Source organism: Pseudomonas sp. MONT-RG-20F-20-E-7-02 (genome assembly GCF_022662395.1).
Taxonomy (GTDB): Bacteria; Pseudomonadota; Gammaproteobacteria; order Pseudomonadales; family Pseudomonadaceae; genus Aquipseudomonas.
This window is the reverse complement of the sequence record NZ_JAKNQN010000003.1, coordinates 122,962-141,021: the sequence shown is the minus strand read 5'-3', so window position 1 is coordinate 141,021 and position 18,060 is coordinate 122,962. Positions and strand designations below refer to the sequence as shown.

At 59.5% G+C, this 18,060-nt stretch carries 19 protein-coding genes; 2 read left to right on the top strand and 17 right to left on the bottom strand.

Features of this window, described 5'->3' with window-relative positions:
• Positions 1-18 precede the first annotated feature (18 nt).
• Complete coding sequence (locus L8I05_RS09685; RefSeq protein ID WP_083359791.1) at positions 19-216, bottom strand: hypothetical protein; 198 nt, start codon at positions 214-216, stop codon at positions 19-21.
• A 107-nt stretch (positions 217-323) separates the two neighbouring features.
• On the bottom strand, positions 324-890 hold the full coding sequence (dcd, locus tag L8I05_RS09680; protein WP_003189215.1) for a dCTP deaminase: 567 nt from the start codon (positions 888-890) through the stop codon (positions 324-326).
• 389 nt (positions 891-1,279) lie between these two features.
• On the opposite strand from dcd, the gene L8I05_RS09675 reads away from it, so the two are divergent.
• Positions 1,280-1,489, top strand: coding sequence for a cold-shock protein (locus tag L8I05_RS09675; protein WP_002554837.1), 210 nt, complete (start codon positions 1,280-1,282; stop codon positions 1,487-1,489).
• Positions 1,490-1,883: 394 nt separating this feature from the next.
• On the opposite strand, the gene rpoS is transcribed toward L8I05_RS09675, so the two are convergent.
• The 8 genes from rpoS to L8I05_RS09635 form a co-directional block, all read right to left on the bottom strand.
• On the bottom strand, positions 1,884-2,894 hold the full coding sequence (gene rpoS, locus L8I05_RS09670; protein WP_159954676.1) for an RNA polymerase sigma factor RpoS: 1,011 nt from the start codon (positions 2,892-2,894) through the stop codon (positions 1,884-1,886).
• A 106-nt stretch (positions 2,895-3,000) separates the two neighbouring features.
• Positions 3,001-3,843 (bottom strand): peptidoglycan DD-metalloendopeptidase family protein, encoded by an 843-nt coding sequence (locus L8I05_RS09665; RefSeq protein WP_159954675.1) that lies wholly within the window; start codon positions 3,841-3,843, stop codon positions 3,001-3,003.
• A 209-nt stretch (positions 3,844-4,052) separates the two neighbouring features.
• The gene (locus L8I05_RS09660; protein WP_169850588.1) at positions 4,053-4,688 is read right to left on the bottom strand and encodes a protein-L-isoaspartate(D-aspartate) O-methyltransferase; all 636 of its coding nucleotides are present in this window, start codon (positions 4,686-4,688) and stop codon (positions 4,053-4,055) included.
• 41 nt (positions 4,689-4,729) lie between these two features.
• Positions 4,730-5,479 carry a 5'/3'-nucleotidase SurE gene (gene surE, locus L8I05_RS09655; RefSeq protein WP_159954674.1) on the bottom strand — a complete coding sequence of 250 codons (750 nt, stop codon included), beginning with the start codon at positions 5,477-5,479 and terminating at the stop codon, positions 4,730-4,732.
• Complete coding sequence (truD, locus tag L8I05_RS09650) at positions 5,467-6,525, bottom strand: tRNA pseudouridine(13) synthase TruD (protein WP_159954673.1); 1,059 nt, start codon at positions 6,523-6,525, stop codon at positions 5,467-5,469. The genes surE and truD overlap by 13 nt, the downstream gene beginning before the upstream one ends.
• A complete protein-coding gene (gene ispF, locus L8I05_RS09645; protein ID WP_012722614.1) occupies positions 6,522-6,995 on the bottom strand; it encodes a 2-C-methyl-D-erythritol 2,4-cyclodiphosphate synthase in 474 nt (157 codons plus the stop codon). The genes truD and ispF overlap by 4 nt, the downstream gene beginning before the upstream one ends.
• Before the next feature lie 54 nt (positions 6,996-7,049).
• Entirely contained in the window at positions 7,050-7,895 is an 846-nt protein-coding gene (gene fghA, locus L8I05_RS09640) for an S-formylglutathione hydrolase (protein WP_242168572.1), read from the bottom strand.
• 8 nt (positions 7,896-7,903) lie between these two features.
• A complete protein-coding gene (locus tag L8I05_RS09635) occupies positions 7,904-9,016 on the bottom strand; it encodes an S-(hydroxymethyl)glutathione dehydrogenase/class III alcohol dehydrogenase (protein ID WP_159954671.1) in 1,113 nt (370 codons plus the stop codon).
• A gap of 109 nt (positions 9,017-9,125) precedes the next feature.
• On the opposite strand from L8I05_RS09635, the gene L8I05_RS09630 reads away from it, so the two are divergent.
• The gene (locus tag L8I05_RS09630; RefSeq protein ID WP_242168570.1) at positions 9,126-10,022 is read left to right on the top strand and encodes a LysR substrate-binding domain-containing protein; all 897 of its coding nucleotides are present in this window, start codon (positions 9,126-9,128) and stop codon (positions 10,020-10,022) included.
• A 111-nt stretch (positions 10,023-10,133) separates the two neighbouring features.
• Here the strand turns inward: L8I05_RS09630 and ispD are convergent, their stop codons facing one another.
• From ispD to L8I05_RS09595, 7 genes are all read right to left on the bottom strand, one after another.
• Positions 10,134-10,841 carry a 2-C-methyl-D-erythritol 4-phosphate cytidylyltransferase gene (gene ispD, locus L8I05_RS09625; RefSeq protein ID WP_242168569.1) on the bottom strand — a complete coding sequence of 236 codons (708 nt, stop codon included), beginning with the start codon at positions 10,839-10,841 and terminating at the stop codon, positions 10,134-10,136.
• Positions 10,838-11,116, bottom strand: coding sequence for a cell division protein FtsB (gene ftsB / locus L8I05_RS09620; protein ID WP_058412406.1), 279 nt, complete (start codon positions 11,114-11,116; stop codon positions 10,838-10,840). The genes ispD and ftsB overlap by 4 nt, the downstream gene beginning before the upstream one ends.
• 184 nt (positions 11,117-11,300) lie before the next feature.
• Positions 11,301-12,590, bottom strand: a complete 1,290-nt coding sequence (eno, locus tag L8I05_RS09615; RefSeq protein ID WP_106577156.1) for a phosphopyruvate hydratase — start codon at positions 12,588-12,590, stop codon at positions 11,301-11,303.
• A 157-nt stretch (positions 12,591-12,747) separates the two neighbouring features.
• On the bottom strand, positions 12,748-13,593 hold the full coding sequence (gene kdsA / locus L8I05_RS09610) for a 3-deoxy-8-phosphooctulonate synthase (protein ID WP_010212442.1): 846 nt from the start codon (positions 13,591-13,593) through the stop codon (positions 12,748-12,750).
• Positions 13,594-13,598: 5 nt separating this feature from the next.
• Positions 13,599-15,230 (bottom strand): CTP synthase, encoded by a 1,632-nt coding sequence (locus L8I05_RS09605; RefSeq protein WP_106577157.1) that lies wholly within the window; start codon positions 15,228-15,230, stop codon positions 13,599-13,601.
• A 273-nt stretch (positions 15,231-15,503) separates the two neighbouring features.
• Complete coding sequence (gene tilS, locus L8I05_RS09600) at positions 15,504-16,823, bottom strand: tRNA lysidine(34) synthetase TilS (RefSeq protein WP_242168567.1); 1,320 nt, start codon at positions 16,821-16,823, stop codon at positions 15,504-15,506.
• A 164-nt stretch (positions 16,824-16,987) separates the two neighbouring features.
• Positions 16,988-17,935: an acetyl-CoA carboxylase carboxyltransferase subunit alpha gene (locus L8I05_RS09595; RefSeq protein WP_159954666.1), complete on the bottom strand. Its 948-nt coding sequence runs from the start codon at positions 17,933-17,935 to the stop codon at positions 16,988-16,990.
• Positions 17,936-18,060 lie beyond the last annotated feature (125 nt).

Below are 18,060 nucleotides of genomic sequence, written 5' to 3'. Positions count from 1 at the left end.
CGTGCTGACACACAACCGTCAAGCGACGGGTGCGGGTGGCGGCTCATCGGGAATTGTGGGCACACCGGGCTCGGTGGGCTGGGGGTAATCTTCGTCAGGTTGGCCAGGGATGCCGCCTGCATACGCAGGGTCGGCCATCAGGGACCAGGCCAAAACACCAATCTGGTTGGGTTCAAGCCGGGCGAGTTCGGCGCTGATTCGCGGGTCGATCTTCATAAAGTACTCCTCAAGCGTGGCTCGGTGCGTTTTGCACGCACCGAGGCAGTACACCCAATAGAGTCACTTCCCGCAGACTAATTCCCTTTACGTGTAAGACCTTTCGATCAAGCGCGTGGGAGTGTGACGCCGCGCTGGCCCTGATACTTGCCCGCGCGGTCTTTGTAGGACACTTCACAAGCCTCGTCAGACTGCAGGAACAACATCTGTGCCACGCCTTCATTGGCGTAGATCTTCGCCGGCAATGTGGTGGTGTTGGAGAACTCCAGGGTCACGTGGCCTTCCCATTCCGGCTCAAGCGGCGTCACGTTGACGATAATGCCGCAACGCGCGTAGGTGCTTTTACCCAGGCAAATGGTCAGTACGTCGCGGGGAATGCGGAAAAACTCCACGGTGCGCGCCAGGGCGAAAGAGTTTGGCGGGATGATGCACACGTCGCTCTTGACGTCGACGAAGCTCTTTTCGTCGAAGTTTTTCGGGTCGACAATCGCCGAATTGATATTGGTGAACACCTTGAACTCATCGGCGCAGCGTACGTCGTAGCCGTAGCTGGACACACCGTACGAAATCACACGCTCATCGCCTTCGCCACGAATCTGGCGTTCAACGAACGGTTCGATCATGCCGTGTTCTTGCGCCATGCGGCGAATCCACTTGTCCGATTTGATGCTCATGGCGGGTGTCCTGAATAGCGAGGTGGAAAAATTCTGTTGGGCATCTTACCGGGGCCGGCCGTGGGGTTCAAAGGGCGCGGGGCTTTTCTTGACGAATGCACTGGCTGCTATAAGCCGCAGCCAGCGGGGCCGGGACTCATAGTGCAGCCGGCAGTGACTGTAAATACCACCGCCAGTCACGAAAATAGAGAAACCTTCGGAAATACCATTGGCACGTTCCGCAAAAAGGGTTAAGGTGGCGCCACTGTGCTGCTTGTGTCACTGAGAATCTCTACACGATATGTTGAATTTCGATCCAACCATCTCCAAGAATTTTTCCTGCTCTTTGCACTCAGTCTCGGCCAGGGCTTTTCCTGAGTCGCAGTTAACTTTGTCCAAGGAGATACACCATGTCTAATCGCCAAACTGGTACCGTTAAGTGGTTCAACGATGAAAAAGGCTTCGGCTTCATCACTCCACAATCCGGTGACGACCTGTTCGTTCACTTCAAAGCTATCCAATCCGACGGCTTCAAAAGCCTGAAAGAAGGCCAACAGGTTTCTTTCATCGCTACCCGCGGTCAGAAAGGCATGCAAGCTGAAGAAGTTCAAGTTATCTAACTTGTACTGACTTAGTCGAAAAAACCCCGCCCTTAAAAGCGGGGTTTTTTTATGCCTGATCGTTCCCACGCTCTGCGTGGGAATGCCTCGTGTGACGCTCTCCGTCACGCCGGGGGACGCAGAGCGTCCTTGGCTGCACTCCCACGCAGAGCGTGGGAGCGATCAGACAGCAAAACGCCCGGCGCACTTCCATGCACCGGGCGTTTTCATAGCTGCGTATATTTTGATCGTTCCCACGCTCTGCGTGGGAATGCCTTTTGTGACGCTCTGCGTCACGCTGGGGGACGCTGAGCGTCCATGGCTGCATTCCCACGCGGAGCGTGGGAACGATCAGACAGCAAAACGCCCGGTGCACTCCCATGCACCGGGCGTTTTCATAGCTGCGTATAAGCCGTTACTGGAACAACGACTCGCTCGACAAGCCATTCTTCTCAAGGATCTCACGCAAGCGCTTGAGGCCCTCTACCTGGATCTGCCGCACCCGCTCACGGGTCAGGCCGATCTCCAGGCCTACATCCTCCAGCGTGCTGCTCTCATGGCCACGCAGGCCGAAGCGGCGAATCACCACTTCACGCTGCTTGTCCGTAAGCTCAGACAGCCACTGGTCAATGCTTTGGGAAAGATCATCGTCCTGCAACAGCTCACAAGGATCCGTCGGACGATCATCCGTCAGGGTGTCCAGCAGGGTTTTATCCGAATCCGGACCCAGCGAGACATCGACCGAAGACACGCGCTCGTTCAGGCCGAGCATACGCTTTACCTCCCCTACCGGTTTCTCCAGCAGGTTGGCGATTTCTTCAGGCGAGGGTTCATGATCGAGTTTTTGGGTCAGCTCACGCGCCGCCCGCAGGTAGACGTTGAGCTCCTTGACCACATGGATCGGCAACCGGATCGTGCGGGTCTGATTCATGATCGCCCGTTCGATGGTCTGGCGAATCCACCAGGTGGCATAGGTTGAGAAGCGAAAGCCGCGCTCAGGGTCGAACTTCTCCACCGCCCGGATCAAGCCCAGGTTGCCCTCCTCGATCAAGTCCAACAGCGACAGGCCACGATTGACGTAGCGGCGGGCGATTTTCACCACCAGTCGCAGGTTGCTTTCAATCATGCGCTTGCGCCCAGCCGGATCGCCCTTTTGCGACAAACGCGCAAAATGGACTTCTTCTTCGGGAGTGAGCAGAGGGGAAAAGCCGATTTCATTGAGGTACAGCTGCGTGGCGTCGAGCGCCCGCGTGTAGTCAATGTACTTGTGTTGCTTTAACGCGGTGGAGTTCTTGGATTTGGTACGAACTGAAGGTGCAACAGACCCCTCATCATTCGACATCGATTCCTTTTCGGTGAGAATCTCCATTTCAAGGAGAACCTCATCGTCGATGTCAAACTCCGGCGCTTCTTTACTGAGAGCCATTGTTATAGTCCTTTGGTGAGTTCGACCTCAAGCTCAAGCGACGCCTTTATCCTTGGCAACGCTGGAGCCTGTTCCTTCTACGTGAGGGAACAAGCTGTGCAACACATCAACGACGGGGTAGGAATTGCAGCGGATCTACAGGCTTCCCTTGACGGCGAATCTCAAAGTGCAGTTTCACCCGGTCCGTACCCGTTGACCCCATTTCGGCAATTGTCTGTCCGACTTTGACCTGCTGCCCCTCCCGAACCAACAACCTGCGGTTATGACCGTAGGCACTGACGTAGGTATCGCTGTGTTTGATGATGACCAGCTCGCCGTAGCCCCGTAAACCACTCCCGGCGTACACCACTGTCCCATCAGACGCAGCTAAAACAGGCTGTCCCAAATCCCCGGCGATATCAATGCCTTTATTCAAACTACCGTTTGAAGAGAATTTTCCAATTAACACTCCGTTTGAAGGCCATCCCCAACCGGTCGGCGCAGGCCCTGCAGGCGGCAACGGCGCGGGGGCCGGCTTGCTCGCAACGGTAGGCGTGGCGCTGCCTGCAGGCCGGGTGATGATCGTGGTTCTGCTCGAGGAGGAAGGCGAAGATCCGGAATTTGTCACAACTGCCGTAGGCGCAGAACCGGTGCGCCCATCGAAACGAATGGTTTGCCCCGGATGTATCGTGTATGGCACAGGAATATTGTTACGCGCTGCCAGCGCCTTGTAATCCCAGCCGTAGCGGAAGGCGATCGAGAACATCGTGTCCCCCTTTCGCACTACATATTGGCCGGTGGTGACCGTCGGCTTTTGCGGCACGGCGCTGGCCTTACTTCGGTCGACAACCCGCGCGCCACTGGAGGGAGAGCTGGAGCAACCCGCCAATAAGGAACTCAAGACAAGGCCAAGCACCAGTCGCTGAAAGCTTGTTTTACTCATACGCTGCGCAAGACCTGTGAGACTCACCCGCCGCTCCCTTTGTGGTGGCTGAACATGAATGCCTGTATCAGGCCTGAAATATGACGCAAGTATAACTGGGCATTGGACTTTTACCGGCACACGACTGAAACGAAAAATTCATCATGTTTAAGGCCGGCTTCTATTCATGTTGACTCAATAAGCCCCGCTGTAAGACACATCCCCAACAACAGAATTCACTGTTTGCGAACAAATGATCAGGCCAGCGGGCCATTAAGCAAGGGTACGAAGCGTACGGCGCCCAGCACATGCCGCGAAAAGCCTTCGTCCTCACGGATAATGAGCATCAATTGTTGCACTTCGCCGGAGCCCACCGGGATAACCAGCCGCCCGCCAGGCGCCAGTTGATCGAGCAACGCTTGTGGCACGTCGGTCGCAACGGCCGTGACGATGATGCCGTTATACGGCGCCAGCGCGGGCCAGCCTTCCCAGCCATCGCCCCAACGGAACACCACGTTGCGCAGGTTCAATTCAACCAGGCGCTCTTTGGCGCGGTCTTGCAGCACCTTGATGCGCTCCACCGAGAACACCCGCTCGACCAGTTGCGACAGCACGGCGGTCTGATAACCCGACCCGGTGCCGATTTCCAGCACCTTGTCCAAAGGCCCCGCCGCCAGCAGCAGCTCACTCATGCGCGCGACCATATAAGGCTGCGAGATGGTCTGGTTATGGCCGATGGGCAATGCGGTGTCTTCATAGGCGCGGTGCGCCAGTGCTTCATCGACGAACAGGTGGCGTGGTGTGCGCCGGATGACTTCCAATACCTGGGCATTGGACAGGCCTTCTTCGTACAGACGCTGAATCAAACGCTCGCGGGTACGCTGGGAGGTCATCCCGATGCCACGGCGCAGCAGGTCGTCTTGTTCACGCGCCATCAACGTAGCCCCTCGAGCCAGCCATCGAGACTACTGAAGGCATCACTGAAGGTGCGATCAAGCTGCAACGGGGTAATCGAAACATAACCTTGCATCACCGCATGAAAGTCAGTGCCTGGGCCGCCATCTTCGGCGTCGCCCGCCGCCGCAATCCAATAACCTTCCTTGCCACGCGGGTCGACCACCTTTAATGGCGCCGCCGCACGGGCACGATGGCCCAGGCGCGTCAGCTGGATGCCGCGAATATGGTCCAGCGGCAAGTTGGGAATGTTCACGTTGAGCACGGTACGCGGCGGCAAGTCCAGGGAACCATGGGCCTCTACCAGCTTGCGCGCGAAATACGCCGCCGTCGCCAGGTTATCCAGTTGCCGCGAGGCAAACGAAAAAGCAAACGAGGTACGCCCCAGAAAACGGCCTTCAAGGGCCGCCGCCACGGTGCCGGAATACAACACGTCATCGCCCAGGTTGGCGCCCAGGTTGATGCCCGACACCACCAGGTCCGGCTCCTGGTCCAACAAGCTGTTGATCGCCAGGTGCACGCAATCGGTGGGGGTGCCGTTCACGCTGATAAAGCCATTGGCCAGAACCTGCGGGTGCAACGGACGGTCGAGCGTCAGCGAACTGCTGGCGCCGCTCTTGTCCTGGTCCGGGGCAACCACCACGCACTCGGCATAATCTTCCAGCGCAGCATAAAGCGCGGCAAGGCCAGGTGCGGTGGCACCGTCATCGTTTGATATCAGAATACGCATGGGTTGTCCGTCTGCCCCACCGGCACCAGATCAACAAGCTCGCGCACCAACACAGTGGCGAAGCATCCGGCCGGCAGGACGAATTCCAATTGCAGAATGTCCAGCGAGGGATAATGCCACGTCAACCCGCCAATGGGCAGTCGCAGAATGCGCCGTTCCTGGCTCATGCCGGCATTCACCAGCCAATCGCGCAGGTCGGCTTCGCTGGCGGCGACGGCTTGTTCCAGCGCGTGGGTTGCACCGGTGGCGGGCGAATCGCCCTCGCCCCACTGCGGCCCGGTTGGGTGCAGGTCCAGAATGGCCAGGCGCGGGTCGCTGCATTCAGCCTCCCCCGCGGGGAAGAAACTGCGGCTGTCGGTGAACGCCAACAGGTCGCCGACCTGGGCGCGCTGCCAGGAACCGTCTGCCACACGTGCCGCCAAGACTTTGTTGAACAAAAAGCTACGCGCGGTGGACAGCAGTCGCGAACGCACATTGCGCTGCTCCGGCAAGGCCTTGCGCGCGGCCCATTCACGCGCGTCCACCACGTTGCCACCGTTATGGCCGAAACGCTGGGCGCCGAAGTAATTGGGGATGCCATGCTGGGCAATCAGTTGCAAACGCGCGTCGATGGCAGCGGTGTCGCCGGCCAATTGGGTCAGGCGCAAGGTAAAGCCGTTGGCTGAGTGCGCGCCGCGCTGCAGCTTGCGCTTGTGACGGGCCATTTTGAGGATCTTGAGGGTGTCGTTTTCCGCACCGCTCATGTCCGGGTCGGCCTTGCCCGGCAGCTGTATGCTGAACCACTGGCGGGTCAACGCCTGGCGGTCCTTGAGCCCGGCATAACTGACGGTGCGCAACGGCACGCCGGCGGCCTTGGCGATACGCCGCGCGGCTTCTTCGGTATTCAGGCCACGTTTCTCTACCCACAACCACAGGTGCTCGCCGTCGCCGGTCAGCGGGATATCCAGCACTTCGTCGACCTGGAAATCTTCAGCCGTCGCTTTCAGGACCGCGCTGCCCAAGGCCTCGCCATAGGCCCGTGGGCCCAACAGTTGCAGGTCATTCATGCGCGCAGCAACAAGGCAACGGAGTGCACCGCGATGCCCTCTTCCCGGCCGGTAAACCCGAGCTTTTCGGTGGTGGTCGCTTTCACGTTGACTTGATCCAGTTCAATTTGCAGGTCCGCGGCAATCAGTGCGCGCATCGATTCGATGTGCGGGGCCATTTTCGGCGCCTGGGCCACGATGGTGTTGTCGACGTTGCCGACCTTCCAGCCTTTGGCGTGGATCAGGCCAACCACATGGCGCAGCAACACACGGCTGTCCGCGCCCTTGAACGTAGGGTCGGTGTCCGGAAAGTGTTTGCCGATATCGCCCAACGCCGCCGCGCCGAGCAACGCATCGCTCAAGGCATGCAACACAACGTCGCCGTCGGAATGAGCCAGCAACCCATGGTGGTGTGCAATGCGCACGCCGCCCAAGGTGATGAAATCGCCTTCGGCGAAACGGTGCACATCATAGCCGTGGCCAATACGCATAAAAAAACGCCCCGATTTAATTCAGGGCGTGATTCTACCTACTTTTGCCTCACATTAACCGAGCAAAGCACGACCATGATGTCGCAAATGATCTTCGATGAAGCTGGCGATAAAGAAGTAGCTGTGGTCGTAGCCAGGTTGCAGGCGCAGTTCCAGCGGATGGTTGGCGGCCTTGGCTGCTTGCTGCAGGGCTTCGGGCTTGAGCTGCACGGCGAGAAAATCATCGCGGTCGCCTTGATCCACCAGCAATGGCAGCTTTTGCGAGGCTTCGCTGATCAGCACGCAGGCGTCCCATTCGCGCCACTTCGAGCGCTCTTCGCCCAAGTAGCGGGAGAAGGCTTTCTGGCCCCACGGGCAATCCATCGGGTTGTTGATCGGCGAAAAGGCCGACACCGACTGGTAACGCCCCGGGTTGCGCAAGGCACACACCAACGCACCGTGGCCGCCCATGGAGTGACCGCTGATGCCGCGTTTATCCGATGCCGGGAAATGCGCTTCAACCAACGCAGGCAATTCCTGCACCACGTAGTCGTGCATCCGATAGTGCTTGGCCCAGGGTTCCTGCGTGGCGTTCAAGTAGAAGCCGGCACCCAGGCCGAAATCCCAAGCGTTGTCCGGGTCGCCGGGCACACCCGGGCCACGCGGGCTGGTGTCCGGCGCGACGATAATCAACCCGAGCTCGGCGGCCACGCGCTGCGCGCCGGCCTTCTGCATGAAGTTTTCATCGGTGCAGGTCAGCCCGGACAGCCAGTAAACCACCGGCAGCTTGCCGCCCTGCTCCGCTTGCGGCGGCAGGTAGACGGCAAAGGTCATGTCGCAACCGAGCACATCGGAATGATGCTTGTAGCGTTTATGCCAGCCGCCGAAGCTCTTCTGGCAGGACAGGTTTTCCAGACTCATGGCCGACCTCAGAAGTGGATGACGGTACGAATGCTCTTGCCTTCGTGCATCAGGTCAAACGCTTTGTTGATGTCTTCCAGGCCCATGGTGTGGGTGATGAACGTGTCCAGCGGGATCTCGCCGGTCTGGGCCATTTCCACGTAGCTTGGCAATTCGGTGCGGCCACGCACGCCACCGAACGCCGAACCGCGCCAGACACGCCCGGTCACCAGCTGAAATGGGCGAGTAGCGATTTCCTGGCCAGCACCGGCAACACCGATGATCACCGACTCGCCCCACCCCTTGTGGCAGCACTCCAGCGCGGCGCGCATCAAGTGCACATTGCCGATGCACTCGAACGAGAAGTCCACGCCGCCGTCGGTCAAGTCGACGATCACGTCCTGGATTGGGCGGTCGTAGTCTTTCGGGTTGATGCAGTCAGTGGCGCCCAGTTGCTTGGCGATTTCGAACTTGGCCGGGTTGATGTCGATGGCAATGATGCGCCCGGCCTTGGCCTTGACCGCACCGATGACGGCCGACAGACCAATGCCGCCGAGGCCAAAGATGGCCACGGTGTCGCCCGGCTTGACCTTGGCAGTGTTGATCACCGCGCCAATGCCCGTGGTGACACCACAGCCCAGCAGGCAGACTTTTTCCAGCGGTGCTTCCTTAGGAATCTTGGCTACCGAAATTTCCGGCAGCACGGTGTATTCGGAGAAGGTCGAGGTGCCCATGTAGTGGAAAATCGGCTGGCCTTTGTAGGAGAAACGCGTGGTGCCGTCGGGCATCAAGCCTTTGCCCTGGGTGGAACGGATGGCCTGGCACAGGTTGGTCTTGCCCGACAGGCAGAATTTGCACTTGCCGCATTCCGGGGTGTACAGCGGGATCACGTGGTCGCCGACGGCCACCGACGTAACGCCCTCGCCAATCGCCTCAACGACGGCGCCGCCTTCATGGCCAAGGATCGACGGGAAGATGCCTTCCGGGTCGGCGCCGGACAAGGTGTAGGCGTCGGTATGGCACACGCCGGACGCGACCACGCGCAACAGCACTTCGCCGGCCTTGGGCATGGCGACATCCACTTCAACGATCTCAAGGGGCTTTTTCGCTTCGAAGGCTACGGCGGCGCGGGACTTGATCATCCGGGTTTCTCCATGGAATTAAAAACTGAGGCCGTGAGTGTAAAACATGGCTCATTGATTAATAATCCGGCCCAAAGCAAAACTTTATTGCTGTACAGGGATAATCAAGATGCTGGAGAACCGCTGGGAAGGCATTGATGAGTTTGTCGCGGTGGCCGAATGCAGCCAATTTACGGCGGCTGCCGAACGCCTGGGCGTGTCGTCGTCGCACATCAGCCGCCAGGTCGCACGCCTGGAGGAGCGGCTGCAAACGCGATTGCTGTATCGCAGCACCCGCAAAGTGACCTTGACCGAGGCCGGCCAGACCTTCCTGCAGCACTGCCAGCGTTTACAGGATGGTCGCGAAGAAGCCTTGCGCGCCGTGGGCGATCTCACCAGTGAACCCAAGGGCATGTTGCGCATGACCTGCGCGGTGGCGTACGGCGAGCGGTTTATTGTGCCGCTGGTCACGCGGTTCATGGGGCTCTACCCGCAACTGCGCGTCGATATCGAGCTGACCAATCGCCAGCTGGACCTGGTGCATGAAGGCCTCGACCTGGCGATCCGTCTCGGCCGCTTGCAAGACTCGCGCATGGTTGCCAGTCGCTTGGCGCCACGGCGCATGTATTTGTGTGCGTCACCTTCCTACCTGGCGCGGTATGGTCGGCCACATAGTTTGTCGGAATTGAGTCGGCATAACTGCCTGATCGGCAGCTCGGATATCTGGCAACTCGCCCAGGACGGGCGCGAATTCTCACAACGCGTGCAGGGCAACTGGCGCTGCAACAGTGGGCAAGCGGTGCTGGACGCTGCATTGCAAGGCGTCGGGTTGTGCCAGTTGCCGGACTATTACGTGCTGGAGCATCTGCACAGTGGCGCACTGGTGTCGTTACTGGAAGCGAATCAGCCGCCGAATACAGCGGTGTGGGCGCTGTACCCACAGCAACGGCATTTGTCGCCAAAGGTCAGGAAGCTGGTGGATTTTTTGAAGGAGGGGTTGGCTGAGCGGCCGGAGTACAGCGCGTAATTTGGGGCGACTGTTCGAGCTTCATCGCGGGCAAGCCCGACTCCCACAGGGAATTGCATTTCAATTGTGGGAGCTGGCTTGCCTGCGATGAAGTCGACGCGGTGTCACTGACTATCTGCGGTTTGCCCACCGCAACCTGAGCCACTCCAGGTCTTCGGGACGAGTGACCTTGATGTTGTCGGCGCGCCCTTCGATCAGGCGTGGTGCCTGACCGGACCATTCCATGGCCGAGGCTTCGTCGGTGATCACTGCGTCTGCGACCAGGCTGTCGGCCAAGGCACGGTGCAAGGCGCCGAGGCGGAACATCTGCGGCGTGTACGCCTGCCAGATCAGGCTGCGATCCACGGTTTCCACCACGCGGCCGTGCTTGTCGACGCGCTTGAGCGTGTCGCGCGCAGGTACGGCGAGCAAGCCGCCGACCGGATCATCCGCGAGTTCCGCCAACAGCTTATCGAGGTCATCACGGCTCAGGTTAGGGCGCGCGGCATCGTGCACCAGCACCCAGTCGTCATCGCTGGCGCCGAGTGCATTGAGTTGCAGCAACGCATTGAGTACTGAACCCGAGCGCTCGTCGCCGCCGTCCGCGCGCACAATGCGAGAGTCGTTGGCACTCGACAGGCTTGGCCAATAGGGGTCATCTACCGCAAGACTGATCACCAACCCCTTGAGACCAGGATGATCGAGGAAACAGCCAAGGCTGTGTTCGAGAATAGTGCGCCCGCCCAGTTGCAGATATTGCTTGGGACGGTCCGCGGCCATACGGGCACCAACGCCCGCGGCAGGAATCACGGCCCAGAAGGCCGGCAAACTGTTACTCATTGGGCCAACTGGTAGAGGGTTTCACCCTCCTTGACCATGCCCAACTCATGACGCGCCCGTTCTTCAACGGTCTCGGTGCCTTTTTTCAGCTCAAGCACTTCGGCATCAAGCACGCGGTTGCGCTCCAGCAGGATTTCGTTTTCGGCGTGCTGATCGGCAATTTGCTGGGTCAGTTCTTTCACCTGCGCAAAGCTGCCGTTACCGACCCATAGGCGGTACTGCAGGCCAGCCAGCAATAAAAGCAAGACGAGGAACAACCAATTGGGACTGCGCATCGAAATCCGGGTATCCAGTAAAAAAAGACAGCCATGCAAAACTTTTGAAGCAACTGATAGCACGAAGCCTGGATGAACCAGGCTTGTGCTTGATAGCCATCAGATTAGCGGCGAAATTCACGCTGTCGTGATTTTTCCGACGTAATCCGCTGACTTTTTACCACGCTTTACCATCAAGGAGCGATCAGCCGCGAAACTCGCTGCGACCGTTGTACTTGGCTTTACCCGCCAGTTGCTCTTCGATACGCAGCAATTGGTTGTACTTGGAAACGCGGTCGGAACGGCACAGGGAACCGGTCTTGATCTGGCCCGCCGACGTGCCCACGGCTAGGTCGGCAATGGTCGAGTCTTCGGTTTCGCCGGAGCGGTGCGAGATCACGGCGGTGTAGCCCGCAGCCTTGGCCATCTGGATGGCTTCCAGGGTTTCGGTCAGGGTGCCGATCTGGTTGAACTTGATCAGGATCGAGTTGGCGATCTTTTTGTCGATGCCTTCTTTCAGGATCTTGGTGTTGGTCACGAACAGGTCGTCGCCCACCAGCTGGATTTTCTCGCCGATCTTGTCGGTGAGGACTTTCCAGCCCGCCCAGTCAGACTCGTCCAGGCCGTCTTCGATCGAGATGATCGGGTAGCGCTCGGTCAGGCCTTTGAGGTAGTCGGCAAAACCTTCGGAGGTGAACACGTGGCCTTCACCGGACAGGTTGTACTTGCCGTCTTCGTAGAACTCGCTCGCGGCGCAGTCCAGGGCCAGGGTCACGTCGGTGCCCAGCTTGTAGCCAGCGTTGGCCACGGCTTCGGAGATCACTTTAAGTGCATCTTCGTTGGACGCCAGGTTGGGTGCGAAACCACCTTCGTCACCCACGGCAGTGCTCAGGCCACGGGCCTTCAGCACAGCTTTGAGGTGATGGAAAATCTCGGTGCCCATGCGCAGGCCTTCGGAGAAGGTCTTGGCGCCAACCGGCTGAACCATGAATTCCTGGATGTCGACGTTGTTATCAGCGTGCTCGCCACCGTTGATGATGTTCATCATCGGCACCGGCATCGAGTAAACACCCGGCGTGCCGTTCAGGTTGGCGATGTGTGCGTACAGCGGCAGGTCCTGGTCCTGGGCGGCGGCCTTGGCAGCAGCCAGGGACACGGCGAGGATGGCGTTGGCGCCCAGGCTGCCTTTGTTTTCAGTGCCGTCGAGCTTGATCATCGCGTGGTCCAGGGCTTTCTGGTCCAGCGGGTCCTTGCCCAGCAACAGGTCACGGATCGGGCCATTGATGTTGGCGACCGCTTTCAGTACACCTTTGCCCAGGTAACGGCTCTTGTCGCCATCACGCAGTTCCAGCGCTTCGCGCGAACCGGTAGAAGCACCGGACGGCGCGCAGGCGCTGCCGATGATGCCGTTATCGAGAAGCACGTCGGCTTCGACGGTGGGGTTGCCACGGGAGTCGAGAACTTCACGACCTTTGATGTCGACGATTTTTGCCATTGTTGTAAACACTCCAAAGTTGACGAAAACGACGCAGCTGAAGGAAATCTTTTGACCGACCGCAAGGGTGGAACAACGAGGCAGGCTTGCAGGCGACAAGGCTCAGGCCCGCAGGCCTGAGCGTAAAGCGAGGGAAAGTCTACCGGAGAAATGGCGCTTACGCGGTCTCTACCGTCGGAAAACTCTTGACCAGTTCGTCCAACTGCTTGAGCTGGGCCAGGAACGGCTCCAGCTTGTCCAGGCGCAGGGCGCATGGGCCGTCGCATTTGGCATTGTCCGGGTCCGGGTGAGCTTCCAGGAAAAGGCCAGCCAGGGACTGGCTGATACCGGCCTTGGCCAGGTCCAGCACCTGGGCACGCCGCCCACCGGCGGAATCGGCGCGACCACCGGGCATTTGCAGCGCGTGGGTCACGTCGAAGAACACCGGGTATTCGAACTGTTTCATGATGCCGAAACCGAGCATGTCCACCACGAGGTTGTTGTAGCCGAAGCTCGAACCACGCTCGCAGAGGATCAGCTGGTCATTACCCGCTTCCACACATTTGTTCAGGATGTGTTTCATTTCCTGGGGCGCGAGGAACTGGGCCTTCTTGATATTGATCACAGCGCCGGTCTTGGCCATCGCGACGACCAGATCGGTCTGGCGCGACAGGAAGGCCGGCAGCTGGATGATGTCGCACACCTCGGCGACCACGGCAGCCTGCTCAGGCTCGTGGACGTCGGTGATGATCGGCACGCCGAAGGCTTGCTTGATGTCCTGGAAGATCCGCATGCCTTCTTCAAGGCCCGGGCCGCGATAGGAGGTCACGGACGAACGGTTGGCCTTGTCGAAGCTGGCCTTGAACACGTAAGGGATACCGAGCTTCTCGGTAACCTTGACGTACTCTTCACAGACCTGCATCGCCATGTCACGGCTTTCCAGCACGTTCATGCCGCCAAACAGCACCATGGGCTTGTCGTTGGCAATCTCGATGTCGCCTACGCGAATGATCTTCTGGGCCATCAGGTTTACGCCTTCTTCTGATGTTGCGTCAGTGCTGCTTTGACAAAACCGCTGAACAACGGATGACCGTCGCGCGGCGTCGAGGTGAACTCAGGGTGGAACTGGCAGGCCACAAACCACGGATGATCCGGCGCCTCGACCACTTCAACCAGCTTGCCATCACCGGAGCGACCGGAGATTTTCAGGCCCGCTTCTTTGATCTGCGGCAGCAGGTTGTTGTTCACTTCGTAACGGTGACGGTGACGCTCGACGATCACGTCCTTGCCGTAGCAATCGTGAACCAGCGAGCCCGGCTCCAGCAGGCAGTCTTGCGCGCCAAGGCGCATGGTGCCGCCCAGGTCAGAGCTTTCGGTACGGGTTTCAACGGCGCCGGTGGCATCTTCCCACTCGGTGATCAGGCCCACGACCGGGTGGCCGCTGGTGTGATCGAACTCGGTGGAGTTGGCGTCTTTCCAGCCCAGCACGTTACGGGCGAACTCGATAACGGCCACTTGCATGCCCAGGCAGATGCCCAGGTACGGCACTTTGTTTTCGCGAGCGTACTGAACGGCAGTGATCTTGCCTTCCACGCCACGCAGGCCGAAACCACCCGGCACGAGGATCGCGTCAACACCTTCGAGCAGCGCAGTGCCCTGGTTCTCGATGTCTTCGGAATCGATGTAGCGCAGGTTGACCTTGGTACGGTTGCTGATACCGGCGTGGCTCATCGCTTCGATCAGCGACTTGTACGCATCCAGCAGTTCCATGTACTTACCGACCATGGCGATGGTGACTTCGTGCTCGGGGTTGAGCTTGGCGTCAACCACCGCTTCCCACTCGGACAGGTCCGCGCCGTTGCACTGCAGGCCGAAACGCTCGACTACAAAATCATCCAGGCCTTGGGAGTGCAGGATGCCCGGGATCTTGTAGATGGTGTCGGCGTCTTCCAGGGCAATCACCGCACGTTCTTCAACGTTGGTGAACTGCGCGATCTTGCGACGCGAGGAAATATCGATCGGGTGATCGGAGCGGCACACCAGCACGTCCGGCTGCAGGCCGATGGAACGCAGTTCCTTGACCGAGTGCTGGGTAGGCTTGGTTTTGGTTTCGCCGGCGGTGGCGATGTACGGCACCAGTGTCAGGTGCATCAGCATCGCGCGCTTGGCGCCGACTTCGAAACGCAGCTGGCGGATGGCTTCGAGGAACGGTTGGGATTCGATGTCACCCACGGTGCCACCAATTTCGACCATCGCCACGTCGGCATCGCCTGCACCCTTGATGATGCGGCGCTTGATTTCGTCGGTGATGTGCGGGATCACCTGGATGGTTGCACCCAGGTAGTCACCACGGCGCTCTTTGCGCAGCACGTGCTCGTAGACACGGCCGGTGGTGAAGTTGTTGTTCTGGGTCATGGTCGTGCGGATGAACCGCTCGTAGTGGCCCAGGTCCAGGTCGGTCTCGGCGCCGTCGTGTGTGACGAACACTTCACCGTGCTGGAACGGGCTCATGGTGCCCGGGTCAACGTTGATGTACGGGTCCAGCTTGAGCATGGTGACCTTAAGTCCCCGCGCCTCCAGGATGGCCGCCAATGAAGCGGAGGCAATGCCTTTCCCCAATGAAGAAACAACACCGCCCGTGACGAATATGTAGCGCGTCATGAAAAACCCTAGAAGTCTGCGTTAAAGCGGTCCGAGCCGCCGGGGAAAGCGAAGGAAGGCCGAAGCCCCCGATCACCTGCATTAATCACAGTGCACCTTTCAAAAAAACCGCCGCGTTGTGACAGACCAGCAATGAAACACCGGTACGTTGATCGCTACACATTTTTTGGAATCGCCCAGCAAAGACTGCTTGGTAATCGGCAACTGCTGCGATTCAGTCGAATCCACAGAAGTTGTATCAAGAAGGGAGCGTAGTCTACCGGAAAGGCTCTATCAGCTCAAACCTTGATCGCAGATCTGTGGCATCCAATGTAATTGCCAGTCGCCAGACGCGCTTGCCCATAGCCCCGCAAGGGTTGGGACTGCCAGCAATTGCTCGCCCTGATAGAGGAGCGGCAATCTGCCACGGATGAAGCCGGGCACCGCACGTTCGTTAAGCAGACGCTTCAGGTCACGTCGGCCTCGACCTGGCACTTCGATGATTTCGCCGCCCTGGCGGTAACGGACCGACAACAGGCCTTCGGGGGCACTGCCAATAAACTTGAGCTGGCCATTGCCGGGTAACTCTAGTGGGTTTTGCGGATCGGCCCAGCTCACCATAGCATCGGAAAATTCCGACCATGTGGTAGGCAGCCACCAAAGGCGCTCACCGCAACGATGCAGTTGGCCGTCGGCCAGGCGCCACAACGGTTGTGCGTCACCCTTGGCATCACGCAGGGAATACCAGCCAGCCCAGTGGTCGCTGTCGGGTAAGCGGGTAAGCGGTGTCAGCCAGTGACGCAGGGCATTGCGCTGGCGGGCATCGGAAAGTTCGCGTAATGGCGCAAGGGCCAGCGACGGCAAGGCCAGCCAGGGAAACGGCGAAGGTTGGTCGGCGGCGCGCAGGTCCATGATTGCCAATTCGTCGAGCAGGCCTTGGGCTTCGCTCAGGTGCTCAGCAGTACGGGCCAGGCTGGCGACCGCTTGGGGCCAACGCTGCGTCAGCGCAGGGAAAACACGGTGACGCAGGTAATTTCGCGAGAAGCGTGGATCAGCATTGGAAGGATCTTCGATCCAGGCCAACTGATGCTCACGGGCGTAGGCTTCCAATTCAGCGCGCGAGGCTTCCAGCAGCGGCCGCACCAAGTGGCCATCCGCCAAAGGGCGATGCACGGGCATGGCCGCCAACCCCCGCACGCCAGCCCCACGCAGCAGGCGAAACAACAAGGTTTCAGCCTGATCGTCGCGATGCTGCCCGGTGAGCAACACCTCCCCCGCCCCGGTGACCTCGGTAAGCGCCTGATAACGCACCTCACGCGCCGCACGCTCGAGGCTTGCGCCGAGTTGGACTTGCACGCGCATCACCCGCAGGGGCACGCCCAGGCTGTCACATACTGTTTGGCAATGATTGGGCCAGGCGTCAGCGGCAGATTGCAGACCATGGTGGACGTGAATGGCGCTGAGCGGAGGAAGGGTTTCGGTGTTTGCCAGGGTGGCCAGGAGGTGCAGCAGGACGGTGGAGTCAAGCCCACCCGAGAATGCGATATGCCAGGCCGGGGCGTTGCGCCACAGGGCCAGGCTTTGCAGAAGTTTGGCAGATAGGACCGATTTCATCGAAGCACCCTGAGCATGATCGTTCCCACGCTCTACGTGGGAATGCATCCCGTGACGCTCCGCGTCACCTATGCGCAGGACTCAAGCCTTACACCGCCCTCGGGACGCGGAGCGTCCCAGCCGGCATTCCCACGCAGAGCGTGGGAACGATTGTAGTGTCGACTTTAGAGGCCGTAGCTCATCAGGCGCTCGTAACGACGGGCCAGCAGCGCCTCGTTATCGAACTTCTTGAGCATCGCCAGTTGCGAACCCAGCTCAGCGCGGATAGTCGCAGCAGCGGCAACCGGGTCGCGATGGGCGCCGCCTAACGGCTCGGCGATCACTTTGTCGACGATACCCAGGCCTTTGAGACGATCAGCGGTGATACCCATGGCTTCGGCAGCATCCGGCGCTTTTTCGGCGGTTTTCCACAGGATCGAAGCGCAACCTTCCGGCGAGATCACCGCGTAGGTCGAATATTGCAGCATGTTCAGTTGGTCGCAGACGCCGATGGCCAGTGCACCGCCGGAACCACCTTCACCAATCACGGTGGCGATGATCGGGGTTTTCAGGCGGGCCATCACGCGCAGGTTCCAGGCGATTGCTTCGCTCTGGTTGCGCTCTTCGGCGTCGATACCTGGGTAGGCACCCGGGGTGTCGATGAAGGTCAGGATCGGCATCTTGAAGCGCTCGGCCATTTCCATCAGGCGGCACGCCTTGCGGTAGCCTTCAGGGCGCGGCATACCGAAGTTGCGGCGCACTTTCTCGCGCACTTCACGGCCTTTCTGGTGACCGATGACCATTACCGGCTGGTCGTCCAGGCGAGCGATACCGCCCACAATGGCCGCGTCGTCGGAGAAGTGGCGGTCGCCGTGCAGCTCGTCGAACTCGGTAAAGATGTGCTGAATGTAGTCCAGTGTATACGGACGGCGCGGGTGGCGAGCCAGGCGCGCGATCTGCCAGCTGGTCAGCTTGCCGAAGATGTCCTCGGTGAGCGTGCTGCTCTTGTCTTGCAGGCGAGCGATCTCATCGCCGATATTCAGCGAATTGTCATTGCCGACCAGGCGCAATTCTTCAATCTTGGCTTGCAGGTCAGCGATCGGCTGTTCGAAATCAAGAAAATTCGGGTTCATAAGCGTCCGTCTTGGGTCGACGGCCAAGGAGTGCCTGGCCAGCCGGTTGTCTATTCGCGCCCTACCTTAAGGGAGAGGCGCGTTTAGGTCGAGATTAAATGTTCAGTCGAGATCAGACACATCTG

Bases quoted from the DNA above. Each gene is read 5' to 3' on its own strand.
- L8I05_RS09630 (WP_242168570.1), top strand. From the start codon at position 9,126: ATGCTGGAGAACCGCTGGGAAGGCATTGATGAGTTTGTCGCGGTGGCC.
- surE (WP_159954674.1), bottom strand. From the start codon at position 5,479: ATGCGTATTCTGATATCAAACGATGACGGTGCCACCGCACCTGGCCTT.
- rpoS (WP_159954676.1), bottom strand. From the start codon at position 2,894: ATGGCTCTCAGTAAAGAAGCGCCGGAGTTTGACATCGACGATGAGGTT.
- L8I05_RS09635 (WP_159954671.1), bottom strand. From the start codon at position 9,016: ATGATCAAGTCCCGCGCCGCCGTAGCCTTCGAAGCGAAAAAGCCCCTT.
- eno (WP_106577156.1), bottom strand. From the start codon at position 12,590: ATGGCAAAAATCGTCGACATCAAAGGTCGTGAAGTTCTCGACTCCCGT.
- ispF (WP_012722614.1), bottom strand. From the start codon at position 6,995: ATGCGTATTGGCCACGGCTATGATGTGCACCGTTTCGCCGAAGGCGAT.
- fghA (WP_242168572.1), bottom strand. From the start codon at position 7,895: ATGAGTCTGGAAAACCTGTCCTGCCAGAAGAGCTTCGGCGGCTGGCAT.
- kdsA (WP_010212442.1), bottom strand. From the start codon at position 13,593: ATGGCCCAGAAGATCATTCGCGTAGGCGACATCGAGATTGCCAACGAC.
- L8I05_RS09675 (WP_002554837.1), top strand. From the start codon at position 1,280: ATGTCTAATCGCCAAACTGGTACCGTTAAGTGGTTCAACGATGAAAAA.
- dcd (WP_003189215.1), bottom strand. From the start codon at position 890: ATGAGCATCAAATCGGACAAGTGGATTCGCCGCATGGCGCAAGAACAC.
- ftsB (WP_058412406.1), bottom strand. From the start codon at position 11,116: ATGCGCAGTCCCAATTGGTTGTTCCTCGTCTTGCTTTTATTGCTGGCT.
- truD (WP_159954673.1), bottom strand. From the start codon at position 6,525: ATGAATGACCTGCAACTGTTGGGCCCACGGGCCTATGGCGAGGCCTTG.
- L8I05_RS09605 (WP_106577157.1), bottom strand. From the start codon at position 15,230: ATGACGCGCTACATATTCGTCACGGGCGGTGTTGTTTCTTCATTGGGG.
- L8I05_RS09685 (WP_083359791.1), bottom strand. From the start codon at position 216: ATGAAGATCGACCCGCGAATCAGCGCCGAACTCGCCCGGCTTGAACCC.
- tilS (WP_242168567.1), bottom strand. From the start codon at position 16,823: ATGAAATCGGTCCTATCTGCCAAACTTCTGCAAAGCCTGGCCCTGTGG.
- ispD (WP_242168569.1), bottom strand. From the start codon at position 10,841: ATGAGTAACAGTTTGCCGGCCTTCTGGGCCGTGATTCCTGCCGCGGGC.
- L8I05_RS09660 (WP_169850588.1), bottom strand. From the start codon at position 4,688: ATGACCTCCCAGCGTACCCGCGAGCGTTTGATTCAGCGTCTGTACGAA.
- L8I05_RS09595 (WP_159954666.1), bottom strand. From the start codon at position 17,935: ATGAACCCGAATTTTCTTGATTTCGAACAGCCGATCGCTGACCTGCAA.